Here is a 14577-nt window from a genome sequence, read left to right on the forward strand (position 1 = left end):
AAATCGAAAGTGACATCTCCTATGGTTATCTGAACCATTCTTTTCAAAATGCCGTTTTTGAAGGGATTCGTATGTCTTGCCAATCTGGTTTACATGGATGGGAAGTGACTGATCTGAAAGTAACTTTTACTCAAGCCGAGTATTATAGCCCGGTAAGTACACCTGCTGATTTCAGACAGCTGACCCCTTATGTCTTCAGGCTGGCCTTGCAACAGTCAGGTGTGGACATTCTCGAACCGATGCTCTATTTTGAGTTGCAGATACCCCAAGCGGCAAGTTCCAAAGCTATTACAGATTTGCAAAAACTGATGTCTGAGATTGAAGACATCAGTTGCAATAATGAGTGGTGTCATATTAAAGGGAAAGTTCCATTAAATACAAGTAAAGACTATGCCTCAGAAGTAAGTTCGTACACTAAGGGCTTAGGCGTTTTTATGGTTAAGCCATGTGGGTATCAAATAACAAAAGGCGATTATTCTGATAATATCCGCATGAACGAAAAAGATAAACTTTTATTCATGTTCCAAAAATCAATGTCATTAAAATAATGGAGCGGTCAGGAAATTTCTATAAGGCAATACGGTTGGGATATATACTTATCTCCATTCTTATCGGATGTATGGCATATAATAGCTCTATGAATGGCAGGAGATAGAAGCATTAGAACTTGGCAATAAAAAAATAGACGAGCTCCGAAAAGAAATAAACAATATCAATATTCAAATGATAAAATTTTCTCTATTGGGTGAAACAATACTGGAATGGAACGATAAAAATATCGAGCATTACCATGCACGGCGTATGGCAATGGACAGTATGCTCTGCCGTTTCAAGGATGACTTTATTATCGGTGACGTGTTCGCTTTGCGTGAGAATGAAGACACTTATAATGTGGGGTGGCATTTCAACAAACGTTTTGAAGGCAAAGGATTCGCTTGTGAAGCGGCAGCCGGATTGTTGGATTATCTTTTCCGAGAGGCGGGCGCACGGCGTATCTATGGATTTGTGGAAGATGACAATATCCGCTCCAAACGCTTATGCGAACGTCTTGGTATGCGCCGCGAAGGATGTTTCAAAGAGTTTGTGACATTCGTAAACAATCCTGACGGCTCCCCAAAATATGAAGATACCTGTGTTTATGCCATTCTCGAAAAAGAGTGGAATACCATCCGTCAGTGGTGACACACCAAACCTATTATGAATTAATACAAAACAAGAAGAAAATATGAACAAGCAATTCATTATCACGAATTTCGCCGCATTTGCTCTCATGCTGTTCCTGCCGACCGGATGCAGGCAGGCGGACGGCAAGCAGGATGCGGTGCAGAGTTATCGGGTCATAAAGGTCGCGGCAAGTCCGGTGGAAATCTCCGAGTCCTATTCCGCCGCCATACGCGGACGCAGGATGTGGACATCCTGCCGCAAATATCCGGGCGCATTATCCGTCTGAAAGTGAAAGAGGGTGAACGGGTGAAGACCGGTCAAGTATTGGCTGTAATTGACCAAGTGCTATCGGGCGACATTACGCACGGCGCAGGCCAATGTCAGCGCGGCACAGGCAAAAGTGGAAACGGCAAGAATCGAGCTGCGGGGCAAGCAGGCATTGTTTGACGAGAAGGTCATATCCGACTACGAGCTTTCTCTCGCCCGGAACCAACTGGCAGTGGCGTGTGCTGAACTCGAACAGGCAAAGGCACAAGAATCGGATGCACGCAACAATCTCTCCTATACGGAAATCAAAAGCCCGAGCAACGGAGTAGTAGGCACATTGCCCTATCGCATCGGTGCGCTTGTCGGTCCCAATATGGCACAGCCTTTCACGGTCGTGTCCGACAATGCGGAGATGTATGCCTATTTCTCCATTTCGGAGAATATGCTACGGCGATATTTGGCTCGCTATGGCTCGATTGACAGCATGATAGCCGGGATGCCGGAAGTGGGCCTGCAACTCAACGACGGCAGCCTGTACAAGGCGAAAGGACGTATTGAAACCGTAAGCGGCGTGGTGGATCCTGTTACCGGAACGGTACAAATCAAAGCCTGTTCCCCAATCCCGACCGCGAACTGTTGAGTGGCAGCATCGGCAATGTCATCCTTCAAAACCCGAAAACGGAGGCCGTAACCATTCCCATGACCGCCACCGTGGAACTGCAGGACAAGATTATCGCTTACCGTCTGAAAAACGGACAGGCGGAAGCCGCCTATCTCACGGTGGACCGCCTGAACGACGGCAACCGGTTTATCGTAAAAGAAGGTCTTTCGGTCGGTGACACCATTGTCGCCGAAGGCGTGGGACTGGTGAGAGAAGGCATGAGCATAACCCCTAAAAACGAAACGAAATGAACCTGCGATTTTTTATAGACCGCCCGGTGTTTTCGGGCGTTATCTCGGTGGTGATTGTACTGTTGGGCATGATTTCCATGTTTTCCTTGCCGGTGGAACAATACCCCGACATCGCACCTCCGACCATCAACGTATCCGCAACTTATCCTGGAGCAAACGCTGAAACTGTGCAGAAGGCAGTGATAACCCCTCTGGAAGAAGCCATCAACGGCGTGGAAGACATGACCTATATGACTTCCACGGCATCGAATACGGGCGATGCTTCCATCGACATCTATTTCAAGCAGGGAACCAACGCGGACATGGCGGCGGTAAACGTGCAGAACCGCGTGAACGGCGCGCTGAGCCAGCTTCCGGCGGAAGCCACCAAGACCGGTGTCACCACTGAAAAGCAGCAGAATGCCGAACTGATGACTTTCGCGCTCTATTCGCCCGATGACCGCTTCGACCAGACCTTCCTGAACAATTACGTGAAAATCAATGTCGAGCCGAGGCTGAAACGTATCAGCGGCGTGGGAAAGGCACAGATGTTCGGTTCCAACTACAGCATGCGACTTTGGCTGCGTCCCGACAAGATGGCGCAATACGGGCTTATCCCCGATGACATATCCACCGTACTCGCACGACAGAACATCGAGGCCGCCACCGGCTCCTTCGGTGCCAATCATCCTACCGCCAATGAATACACGATGAAATACCGCGGACGCTTGTCCGGCGCGGAAGAGTTCGGTGAGTTGGTCATCAAGTCACTGCCGGGCGGCAATGTGCTTCGGCTGAAGGAGGTTGCCGATGTGGAACTGGGCGATGAATACTACAAATATTCCTCCGAAGTGAACGGGCATCCGGCAGCCATGATGCTCATCAACCAGAAAGCCGGGTCCAATGCTTCAAGCACCATCAAGGAGATTCACGAAGTGCTTGACGACCTCAGCCGGGACTTGCCCGAAGGGACGGAATTCGTGGTGCTTACCGATACCAACAAGTTCCTGTATGCTTCCATCAATTCTGTTATCCGGACACTTATTGAAGCGATACTTCTGGTTATCGTGGTGGTATATGTATTTTTGCAAGATATTAAGTCCACGCTTATTCCTACGATATCCATTTTCGTCTCCATTATCGGTACGTTCGCCGTGATGTCCATGATCGGCTTCTCCGTCAACCTGCTCACCCTGTTCGCGCTTGTGCTTGCCATCGGAACTGTGTCGATGATGCCATTGTGGTGGTGGAAGCGGTGCAGGCGAAGTTCGACGAGGGCTATCAGTCTGCGGTTCTCGCGGCTGATGATGCCATGAAAGGCGTTTCGTCGGCTATCCTGACCTCTACCATCATCTTTATGGCAGTGTTTTTCCCCGTTGCCATGATGGGCGGGACTTCGGGAGCGTTCTACACGCAGTTCGGTATCACGATGGCTGTTGCCGTGGGAATCTCGGCAGTCAATGCCTTCACACTCTCACCGGCACTTTGCGCGCTGCTGCTGAAACCCTATATCGATGAGCAGGGCAACACCAAGAACAATTTTGCAGCCCGTTTCCGTAAAGCGTTCAATGCCGTCTTCGACCGTCTGAGCCGACGCTATGTACGTGGAGTGATGTTCATTATCCATCGCCGATGGCTGTTGTGGAGCATCATAGGCATTTCTTTCGGGTTGCTGGTGCTGCTGGTCAATGTCACAAAGACGGGACTTATTCCCGAAGAGGACACCGGGACGGTCATGGTGAGCATGAACACGAAGCCCGGCACATCCATGGCTCAGACAAGTAAGGTGATGGAGCGTATCAACAGCCGTCTCGACAGCATCGGCGAGATTGAATACAGCGGTGCGGTCGCCGGTTTCTCTTTCAGCGCTTCCGGTCCCTCGCAGGCGATGTATTTCGTGACACTCAAAGACTGGGAGCAGCGTAAGGGAGAGGGGCAGTCGGTCAATGATGTCATCGGAAAGATTTATGCCGCCACTTCGGATATTCCCGATGCCACGGTGTTCGCCATGTCGCCTCCGATGATTGCCGGGTACGGCATGGGAAACGGTTTCGAGCTTTATTTGCAGGACAAGGCGGGCGGAAACATCGCCGCCTTCAAGGAAGAGGCAGACAAGTTTGTCGAAGCCTTGTCGCAGCGACCCGAAATCGGCGAAGTCTATTCCTCCTTTGCCACGGATTATCCGCAATACTGGGTGGATATCGATGCCGCCAAATGCGAACAGTCGGGTGTGTCGCCCGCAGATGTGCTTTCCACATTGTCGGGCTATTATACCGGACAATATGTTTCCGACTTCAACCGGTTCTCCAAGCTCTACCATGTGACCATGCAGGCTCCGGCGGAATATCGTGTGAATGCGGAATCCCTGCACCACATGTATGTGCGTGCCACCGATGGCGGCATGTCGCCTTTGAGCCGGTTCGTGCGCCTGACCAAGACCAACGGCCCGTCAGACCTCACCCGTTTCAACCTGTTCAACGCCATCTCGATTAGCGGGTCTCCGGCTCAGGGCTACAGTTCGGGGCAGGTGCTCGAAGCCATCGGCGAGACGGCACGTGAAGTGCTTCCGTCAAATTACACATACGAGTTTGGCGGCATTTCGCGTGAGGAAAGCAAGACGACCAACAATGCCACGCTTATATTCCTGCTCTGCATGGTTCTGGTCTATCTGATTCTGTGCGCCTTGTATGAGAGCGTGTTCATACCCTTCGCGGTTCTGTTGTCGGTGCCTTGCGGACTGATGGGCAGTTTCCTGTTTGCGTGGCTCTTCGGTCTGGAGAACAACATCTACATGCAGACCGGACTTATCATGATTATAGGCCTGCTTGCCAAGACAGCGATCCTGCTTACCGAATACGCCGGTAAACGGCGGTCGGAAGGCATGACGCTGGCACAGGCGGCATACAGTGCGGCAAAAGTCCGCCTGCGCCCCATATTGATGACTGTGTTGTCCATGGTGTTCGGTCTTGTCCCGCTGATGATGGCGCACGGAGTGGGTGCCAACGGCAGCCGTTCGCTTGCCACAGGTGTAATCGGTGGAATGATTGTAGGTACTTTGGCTCTGTTGTTCCTTGTGCCGTCATTGTTTATTGTATTCCAATATATCCAAGAACGTGTTAAGCATAATTAAATGAAGAAGACAGTAATATATATCATATTGTCGGGATGGATGCTTGCCGGCTGTGGCACATACAGCCGGTATCATCGCCCTGACCTCTCAACGGAGAATCTGTATCGGGACATGCCGGCGGACATTGATACAATGACCATCGCGTCCCTGTCGTGGCGGGAAATGTTTACCGACCCGAAACTCCAGTCCTTGATTGAAACCGGACTTGAACGGAACGCAGACCTCAATGTGGCACGGTTACGCGTGGAAGCGGCAGAAGCCGTCCTGATGACTGCCAGACTATCATATCTTCCATCACTGGGACTGACTGCCGAAGGTAATGCCAATAAACATGACGGAGCAACGGCAAAGACATATAATGTGAGAGCGTCGGCAAGCTGGGAACTGGACATCTTCGGCAAACTTACGGCGGCAAAGCGTGGCGCAGCCGCCGCATTACAAGGAAGCCGTGCCTACCGGCAGGCCGTACAGACACAGCTTGTCGCCACTATTGCAGACAGTTACTACACCCTTGCCATGCTTGACGCACAAATGACAATAAGTAACCGGACTTTGGAGAACTGGCGGACTACCGTACGCACTCTTGAAGCGTTGAAAAAAGTGGGGAAATCAAACGAGGCTGGCGTATTGCAGGCAAAGGCGAACGTGATGCGACTCGAAGCATCCCTGTTATCCATACGCAAGAGTATTTCCGAAACAGAAAACGCCCTGTCTGCGATACTTGCCATGCCGTCACACTCGATTGGACGAAGTGATCTGGCCGAGGCTGCTTTCCCCGATACTGTCTCGATCGGAGTCCCTTTGCAACTGCTTTCCAACCGTCCCGACGTGCGTCAGGCTGAAATGGAACTGGCGCAAGCATTCTACGCCACCAATGCGGCCCGTGCCGCCTTCTATCCCAATATTACCCTCTCGGGAATTCTTGGATGGACTAATAACGGCGGTGGCGTAATCGTAAATCCCGGACAATGGTTACTTAATGCCATCGGTTCCCTGACACAGCCGTTATTCAACCGGGGCGTAAACATCGCCAACTTGAAGATAGCCAAAAGCCGTCAGGAAGAAGCCAAACTGTTGTTCCGGCAATCATTACTGAACGCAGGAAAGGAAGTGAACGATGCTCTGACCGCATGGCAGACGGCAAAATCGCAAATTGAAATCAATGCTCGGCAGGTTGAAACATTATGCGACGCTGTGCGAAAGACAGAATCGCTGATGCGTCATTCCAATACCACCTATCTGGAAGTGCTGACCGCCAAACAGTCTCTTCTCGAAGCGGAAGTGCAACAGTTACAAACTCGTTTTGAACGCATACAAAGTATAATTAAACTTTACCATGCGTTGGGAGGAGGAATGTAACTTTACAAGAATTATAACCTAATACTGAACCATGTTGTGTAATTTTTATATTTCAGTCGTCATAAACTTATAAATAAGTAATTTAGTATGCAAAAACAAATTAAAAAGTCTTCTCTTTTTTTGAAGAGAAGCAACACCTGACCCACTTCGCTACCGAACAGGATGTAGCAGAAGAATTGTTTGAGTTACTCTTAGAAGCGAGAGAACTCTATCTTCAGGATGTGATTTTGAATGGCAAGCGGTATGACCGCTATGTGGATGACTTCATCAACAGTCATCGGTATATCAACTGCAACAGTGCAATTTGCCGAAACTGCCACGAGATGAACATCCACATCGTCAAGGGACTGCTGAACGAATGCGCCCACCTTATCCAGCCTCTTTTTGAGGCATCCGACTTCTCCTTTGAGAAGTGTATGGAGTTACAAAGGAAGTATGACCGCTCGGAACCGTTGCCGCCATACAGTTGGCACGGAGCAAGGGGGCTTTTGTGTATGGCATCTGCAACGTCGTGGGTGCCTCTATCCCAAGAAATACGGATTCCGGGACATACATCCATGTAGGACCTGAGATAGGTGTGGCTTCTACCAAGGCTTTTACAGGACAGGTAACGGTGCTGATGCTGCTTGCCCTCTGCGTGGGACAGATGCGTGGTACTGTGGATGATGCAACCGTAGAGAGGATTGTCCGGGAGTTGAAGAACATGCCCCTATATATAAAAGATGTGTTGGGACTTGCTGACAAAATCAAGAACTTGTCGAAGATATACACCTATGCCCGCAACTTCCTTTATCTCGGTCGTGGGTACAACTACCCCACCGCCCTTGAAGGTGCGTTGAAGCTGAAAGAAATATCCTATATCCATGCGGAGGGTTATCCTGCTGCGGAAATGAAGCATGGACCGATTGCACTTGTAGATAGCGAGATGCCCACGGTGGTCATTGCTCCAACGGACTCGCTGTATGACAAGATAATCAGTAATGTAAGGCAGGTGAAGGCGCGTGGCGGTACGGTTGTCGCCATCATTACCAAGGGCAATGACGCAATGAAGGACATCGCCGACCATTGCCTTGAAGTGCCCGACGTACCCGAATGCCTTACACCTCTCGTTGTTTCCGTCCCATTGCAGTTGCTGGCCTATTACATCGCCATCAACAAGGATAGGAATGTTGACCAGCCAAGAAACCTTGCTAAATCAGTTACCGTAGAATGAATAGAATATTATCACTTATTGTTACCATCCTCTTTGCGTTGTGCATTGAGGCTGGCATCTTTATGCTTATTGCCCACTGGTGGGGCATGACTGCGGCCATTACCGTGATAGCCATTGAATGTGTGTTAGCCTTATGGACAGTTTACGAAATGAGACATGCGAGTGATGAACCAGTTGATGAATAACATTGCAGGCTGTGGTTAGAACGAAAAAGGCTAAAAACAAAAGGACGGGTCGATGATTCGTCCTATTTTTGTGTCTTTTTGGTGGCAAAATGTAGCGATTTAGCAAAATAAACATAAATTCCAGTGATATTCAGCATGAAAATTCGCCCATTTAAGTGAAAATGTGTAATTTTGCAACGCAAAATTGTGCCTAAGCATTTGCATCAAAACAACAATAGTTCAATCGAGGCTGATATGAAAGTAGAGATTAACAAGAAACGTTTAGAATACCTGCTGGCATTATACAAGATGTCGGTGGATGACTTGTTGTCTCTTCTGAACAAAGGCAGGAAACGGATAACAGGAGCCGCAGACATCAGTGGAGATTCTATTGATTTGGGGGTGTTGAAGCGTATAGGTGAGATATTCGACAAAGAAGTCAGTTTCTTTCAAGACTATTCTAAGTTGTCAACCAATGCAAGCAGCAGTATCTTCTTCCGCAAGACCTCATTCGGAACAGAGCTGAACTTGGAGTCGATCCGTACTGTAAACCGATTCGAGAGTCTGAAAAACGCTTTGGATGCATACAACAAACTGTCGCAACTGGATGTGAAGTTTGACATAGAACACTACACCCTACAAGATGACCCTAAGACAGTAGCCGTACGTGCAAGAGATTTTTTTTATCCCGGGGAAACTGTCAATCATAGGCAGTTTCTTGTGAAGATGATAGAAAAAATCGCCGATCATGGCATTTTTGTCTTTGAATACATAGAGACATGGAACAAGAAAGAGAAAACCAACATTGACGGTTTTTACCTTAAGCCCAATGTGATAGTGCTTAAGCATCATAAGCATTACAAGCGAGAAATATTCACTCTGGCGCATGAATTGGGGCATTGTCTATTGGGGATTGAAGAAGTGGAGTCGGTGGACATGATGGACATCTCGGCACAGACTTCATACAGTGATGTCGAAAGATGGTGCAATGATTTTGCATATCAGTTCATTATGGGACAAGAAGCAGAAACACTTGCTAACATAGCATGTGTAGATTCCCGTAACGACTACTGCATTGACCTCTTCAAGGCTATCAGTGCACGGACGCACATTAGCCGTCTTGCCTTATATACAAGGATGTATATCGACAGGAAAATCAGCTATTCGAGCTACAGCAATGTCAAGAGTGAATTGGCAGAGGAATACAGAAGAAGAGAGGAACAGGAAAAGTTGAAAAACTCTGAGAAGAGAGGCGGGCGAACACCAAAGCCCATCATTTCTCCGCTATTCTTGAAAACCATGCAATATGCCTATTTCAATGGAGTGGTCAACGAGACCACTTTCTGTTCGAGACTCAATGTCAAACCAGCAAATTTTGAGAGGGAGTTATGGCGATAGTTGTTGATACATGCTCATTGGTGATGATTGCCAAGAATTATCTTCCCTTGGATAAGGACGGACAGTTGTACTCATTCCTGGAAGAGGCGTTCTCCCGCAAGGATTTGATGCTACTTGATGTGATTCTGGATGAATCAAAACGCACCTCCAAAGGAATTGCAGTTGAAAAGATGCCTTTCCTCAAAGACAAGAAATTGGTCATTCCGACAAAGGATCTATTTCCATGTGCCCCAGAGAGATTCAGCAACATGATAGACAACAATTTCTGTGTAAGACTGAAGAAGCAGGAACTGACTGAAGAAGAATACATAGAGCAAAAGGAAGAATACCTTAAAACAGGTGATGCTAAGATTATCATTTATGCACTGAATGTACGACACTCGGACGCTATCCATCTGGAAGAGATGCAAGTAATGACGGAGGAAACAAGGCAGCAGAATGACGGTAAGTTGTTCAAGAAACTTCCTTTGTTGTGTGAGCAGATAGGGATTGGAACACTAACCGTTTCAGAATATCTGCATAGAAACGGGTTCTTTATTGACAAATAGCATAGATATTAGTATCATCTTATGACATCTTTCACGAAATCATATTATATTCGTGAATAAAACACTTGTTTTTCAAGAATAGAAATTGTTGAGGATTAGATATTTAAGACATTATTGCAATGCGGAAGGGGTGATGTGAACGACAAAAGACAAGGCGTTCTATTAGAGTGGATGCTTGATAAGATTGAGAAGAATGGACGGGTCGATGGCTCGTCCTTTTTTTGTGTCTTTGAGTGTGAGGTGCAGGTGGGGACCAGTACTGCGACCACTGTTGCCTGTCAGCGCGATGATGATGCCGGGACGGACGTGGGTGCCTTTGGTGACGAGAGTTTGGGAGAGGTGGCAATAGCTGACGGTGAAGTCGCCGTGACGGAGGGTGACATAGAGGCCTGAACGTTTGTCCTTGCCTACCTTGATGACCTCGCCGTGCATCATGGCGTATGTGGGTTCGTAATTTGCCTTCAAATCAAGCCCGTTGTGTAGGGCTTTTCTTTTTGTAAATGGGTCTCTGCGGTAGCCGAAAGGGCTGGTGACAGAGATATGACGGAGTGGACTGACAAGTGCCGTGTGGCGGTCGGTCTGCTCCGTTTGGGTTTGTAATGGGGCAAAGGCAAGAGAGTCTCGCCGCTGATGCGGCGAGCACGGAGGCAGTTGTTCGGATGTTGCGACTGCGTCGTTTTTGGCACAGCCTTGCGGTGTACCTTAGTCTGTGTGACGGTATTGAACTGAGCGCATACTGTTGCTGATGAACAGAATATTGCTGCTATTGTGATGAGTAGAAATCGTTTCATGGTGCAAAAGTAACAAGCAATTCTTTGACTGGCATAAAGAACAAAGGGAAGACAAGAAGATTGTAACATAATATAGCAATCGAGTTTGATTTTTGAGCAGAAATCAAACTCAAATAATAATAATCGTCAAAAATAACACGCATTATCTTATGCAATTCTGCTTGTCTCTGAATAGGTATATAACTTTGCATGAGTTTAATTTCAAATTCAAAGTTAAAGTATGAAGCAAGTACGATTTGAAGAGAGCGAGGTGCCTTATCAGACACTGGCTCGTTTTGGTCTCACACAAGAGAAGATTGAAGACCTGCCCATGTGGGCGTTGGAAGATATTGGTCAGGGACGACGTTCACCGTTGCTGCCCATTCAGGTGAATAATGATGAGGGCGAGACATTGAAGAGCCGCACCCGATTTGCGTTGGTCCGTATGGAGGACGGCAAGGTGGATGTGGTCTTCTATCCGCAGTTGGAGAAATCACCATTGGAGGCTTTTACTCAGGAACAGCAGGAGGACTTGCTGGCTGGAAAGGCTATCCTTGCCGATGTTAAGGATGCTGATGGCAGGAGCAGCAAGGCTTTCGTGCAGATTGACACGGAGACCAATCAGGTGATGTCGGTACCTACGCCTGTCATCGGGCGCAACTTGGAGGTGCTGAAGGATGAACTGAAACTGAGTTCGGCAGAACTGACCGTGATGCAGAAGGGTGAGCCGCTCACGCTCATCATGGAGGACGAACAGGTGACGGTGGGTATTGACCTGAACGATAAGACCGGCATAAGGATTAATCAAGGCGACAGTCAGAAGTGGAAGGAGAACACCAAGCGAGAGTGGGACAAATACACCTTCGGGTGCTATGGCTGTTGGGTAATGGGCGATGACGGTAATCTTGACTATGTGCCTGAAGAGGAATACACGGAAGAACTTTGGAATGAGCAGAAGAAGAATGGAGAGCGCAACCGCGCCTCTTTTTCCATGCACAAATAATCTACACATAATATAATAAGTATATGGCATCAAATAAATATTATCCAGAGGATGTGCTCGTCGAGAAGATACAGAGCGGCGAGTACGGTTGGTTGGAGTATGTCAACCATCATTCTGCTGAATGGCAGGAAGAATATGAGAGCTATTGTCTGAACAACGGACTCTGCATTTGTGAAGAGAGTGCGGAGCAGTTTGTCCATCACAAAGATGAGGAACTGGAGAAGGCAATAGAGAACGGTGAAGCATGATAAATGAAGAGTGAAGAATGAAGAGTGAAGAGTGAAGAATAAGTATGGCGATAAGAAAGAATACGAATCCCCAACAGATGGACCTGCAACCAGAGATGCGTGACTTGCTCATGCGCAATGGTATGCAGGCTCATGTGGTGAGTAATGGCAGCGGCTATCAGCTTGTGGTGCAAGGGCATGACAGTCCGCTGCTTACCTATAACATCACCGAGAAGCAGATGTTGGCTCTGACCGACTGGGGTACGAATCATGCCAACAAGTTAGCCTACAATACCTTTACGGGCATTGTGGGCAACGACTTCTATATGCCCAAGAACTTCGTTCATGCACGCAATGCCAACGGTCGTGTAGCTATGGGGCTGCACGGCTATCGTGTTGGTATCGGCGAGTATGGACGGATGGGGCGCATCGATATGCCACCACCCTTTTTAGGTTGGACACCACGCAGTCAGGAGGGATTCCATCTTCGCAGAGTTGGAGGACGATTGTTCTTCCCCGAAGCCCCGATTGTGCCTGAACGTTGGGACGGCAGAATGAAGCCTGGCGAATTGCAGAGCGGCGGTTATGGGTTCTATTATAAGGGACAGCAACAGAGTTATAGCCCTCAGCAACAGGATGTGCTGAAAGATTTGGAGGGAATCATAATGCCTTCCATCAGCCGCACGAGAAGCACGGAGCCAGCCAAGCCTTATAAGGAACTGATTACCTCGCCTGTCTATTTCACCAATGAGAAGTGGCAGGAGTGTCTGGCATCGCATGGCATCATCATTGATGAGAATGCGAAGACGCTGACCATTCAGTCGAACAGCGTCAATGCCGACATGGTGTATGACCTGACAGATGAGGAACTGAAGAAACTCACCTCCAACTCCATCAAGGAAGTGCCCGTCGTTCAACGCTTGGAACTGCTGAATGGCATCATCAAGGACGACTTTGCTGACAAAATCCTGATGGACACACTGAATAGCAAGGAGCGCATCGACCTGCATCTGCATCCCGAACTTGAACAGGAGTTGCAGCAGCGTCAGCAACAAGACGAGGAACGGTTGCTTCCGTTGGAAGAGGACGAGACTGTCAGACGTGACGTGTTGCAAGGCGATGCCATGGTGAGAGGTGAAGACCTTGCCTTGATTAATGAGAACAAGGGTTGGTATCGTGAGGGAGCGCATGGGCGTGAAGTGAAAGTCGGTGACATCATGGTGGAGAAAGTGCCTCCGATGGAGGGAGATAAGAAAGGCGAAGATAAGTATCGCATGACCGCCATTATCAATGGAGAAGCCATCACGCACGAAATCAAGCAGAAGGACTACGACAAGTTCTTGGCGGTGGATGACTACCATCGCATGAAACTCTTCTCCAAGGTTTTCAGTGAAGTGGATATGAAGACACGCCCCGAAACCAACGCCGGACTGGGCACGAAGATATTGGCGGCTCTGACGGCAGGAGCAGTCGTTACAGCAGAGGTGGCGCATGACATAAGCCACCATCATCACCATCCAGCCCCGGAGTTCTATGCAGAGCATCATGCGGTCCACGTCCTTACTTCAAACCGGGAGTGGATTCGCCACAGGAGATTGCGGCAAGGTACTTTGAGGCAGAAGCAAATCATGTTGCCACGGAGATAAGGAGAGGATATTAACAATGTATAATTTACAATTTATAATTTATAATGAGTAGTGAACTGACATACGATGACTTTCTGGACAGGTTGAGCATACAGGAAGTACTGGTGGACGCAGGGTATCATCTGAACAAGAGAGATGGCTTGCGTTATCCGTCGTATGTGCGTACTGACAGTGAGGGCAGACGGGTGCGTGGTGATAAGTTCATTGTCACGCAGAATGGGAAATGTTGCTTCCAACCACCGCAGCAGAAGGTGTATAATGTCATTTCGTTCATCAAGGAGCATCCAGAAATGTTTTCAGAGAACAAGGTGGGAATGTCTCCTGACCGACTCGTCAACCTCGTCTGCAACCGACTGCTCAACCAACCCATAGAGGACAGACCATCGAAGATTACAGAACCAAGAAAGGACGGAAAGCCATTCAACCTGAATGACTACGACATCCACAAGTTCAATCCGCAGGACAGGGAAACGCAGAAAAGGTTTTATCCCTATTTTAAGTTCCGAGGCATCGACCTCTATACGCAGTATGCTTTTCATCGGCATTTCTGTCTGGCTACTAAGCATCGGACGGATGGACTTACCTTTGCCAACCTTGCCTTTCCGCTTGTACTGCCCAAGACACCCGACAAGACTGTGGGCTTTGAGGAACGAGGACGACCGAAGATGGACGGTAGCGGCGGTTACAAGGGCAAGGCAGAAGGAAGCAACAGCAGTGAAGGACTGTGGATTGCCAACCTCACGGGCGAGCCGTTGGATAAAGCAAGCGAAATTGTATGGTTTGAGAGTGCATACGAT

General features: G+C 48.4%; 7 protein-coding genes and 9 pseudogenes. 15 read left to right on the forward strand and 1 reads right to left on the reverse strand.

Annotated features, from left to right (window positions below; genetic code table 11):
- The 11 genes and pseudogenes from DXA05_RS24640 to DXA05_RS24685 form a co-directional block, all read left to right on the forward strand.
- Positions 1-548, forward strand: a pseudogene (locus tag DXA05_RS24640) (tetracycline resistance ribosomal protection protein); the annotation flags it as partial.
- A pseudogene (locus DXA05_RS28500) lies at positions 548-834 on the forward strand (hypothetical protein); the annotation flags it as partial. The pseudogenes DXA05_RS24640 and DXA05_RS28500, both read left to right, overlap by 1 nt.
- Positions 832-1182 (forward strand): annotated as a pseudogene (locus DXA05_RS24645) (GNAT family protein); the annotation flags it as partial. The pseudogenes DXA05_RS28500 and DXA05_RS24645, both read left to right, overlap by 3 nt.
- 43 nt (positions 1183-1225) lie before the next feature.
- Positions 1226-2343, forward strand: a pseudogene (locus DXA05_RS24650) (efflux RND transporter periplasmic adaptor subunit).
- A pseudogene (locus tag DXA05_RS24655) lies at positions 2340-5452 on the forward strand (efflux RND transporter permease subunit). The pseudogenes DXA05_RS24650 and DXA05_RS24655 overlap by 4 nt, the downstream one beginning before the upstream one ends.
- A complete protein-coding gene (locus tag DXA05_RS24660; protein WP_117713278.1) occupies positions 5453-6811 on the forward strand; it encodes an efflux transporter outer membrane subunit in 1359 nt (452 codons plus the stop codon).
- 137 nt (positions 6812-6948) lie between these two features.
- Positions 6949-7251 (forward strand): annotated as a pseudogene (locus DXA05_RS28170) (hypothetical protein); the annotation flags it as partial.
- 8 nt (positions 7252-7259) lie between these two features.
- Positions 7260-8024 (forward strand): annotated as a pseudogene (locus DXA05_RS24670) (SIS domain-containing protein); the annotation flags it as partial.
- Positions 8021-8209, forward strand: a complete 189-nt coding sequence (locus tag DXA05_RS24675) for a hypothetical protein (RefSeq protein ID WP_005816226.1) — start codon at positions 8021-8023, stop codon at positions 8207-8209. The pseudogene DXA05_RS24670 and the gene DXA05_RS24675, both read left to right, overlap by 4 nt.
- A gap of 234 nt (positions 8210-8443) precedes the next feature.
- Positions 8444-9586, forward strand: coding sequence for an ImmA/IrrE family metallo-endopeptidase (locus DXA05_RS24680; protein WP_007897423.1), 1143 nt, complete (start codon positions 8444-8446; stop codon positions 9584-9586).
- Positions 9577-10134 carry a DUF4411 family protein gene (locus DXA05_RS24685; RefSeq protein ID WP_005816230.1) on the forward strand — a complete coding sequence of 186 codons (558 nt, stop codon included), beginning with the start codon at positions 9577-9579 and terminating at the stop codon, positions 10132-10134. The genes DXA05_RS24680 and DXA05_RS24685 overlap by 10 nt, the downstream gene beginning before the upstream one ends.
- A gap of 162 nt (positions 10135-10296) precedes the next feature.
- Here the strand turns inward: DXA05_RS24685 and DXA05_RS28505 are convergent.
- Positions 10297-10925: pseudogene (locus tag DXA05_RS28505) on the reverse strand (M23 family metallopeptidase).
- Positions 10926-11145: 220 nt separating this feature from the next.
- Between DXA05_RS28505 and DXA05_RS24700 the strand changes: the two are divergent.
- The 4 genes and pseudogenes from DXA05_RS24700 to DXA05_RS24715 form a co-directional block, all read left to right on the forward strand.
- Positions 11146-11907, forward strand: coding sequence for a DUF4099 domain-containing protein (locus tag DXA05_RS24700; protein WP_005816235.1), 762 nt, complete (start codon positions 11146-11148; stop codon positions 11905-11907).
- A gap of 23 nt (positions 11908-11930) precedes the next feature.
- The gene (locus DXA05_RS24705) at positions 11931-12155 is read left to right on the forward strand and encodes a hypothetical protein (RefSeq protein ID WP_005816237.1); all 225 of its coding nucleotides are present in this window, start codon (positions 11931-11933) and stop codon (positions 12153-12155) included.
- A gap of 44 nt (positions 12156-12199) precedes the next feature.
- Positions 12200-13794 (forward strand): annotated as a pseudogene (locus DXA05_RS24710) (hypothetical protein).
- Between the two features lie 30 nt (positions 13795-13824).
- Positions 13825-14577, forward strand: a 753-nt coding sequence (locus DXA05_RS24715; RefSeq protein ID WP_128859735.1) for a hypothetical protein, incomplete at its 3' end; no start/stop codon positions are given.

The sequence above is a fragment of the Bacteroides sp. AM54-2NS genome, assembly GCF_003602935.1.
GTDB lineage: Bacteria > Bacteroidota > Bacteroidia > Bacteroidales > Bacteroidaceae > Bacteroides > Bacteroides xylanisolvens.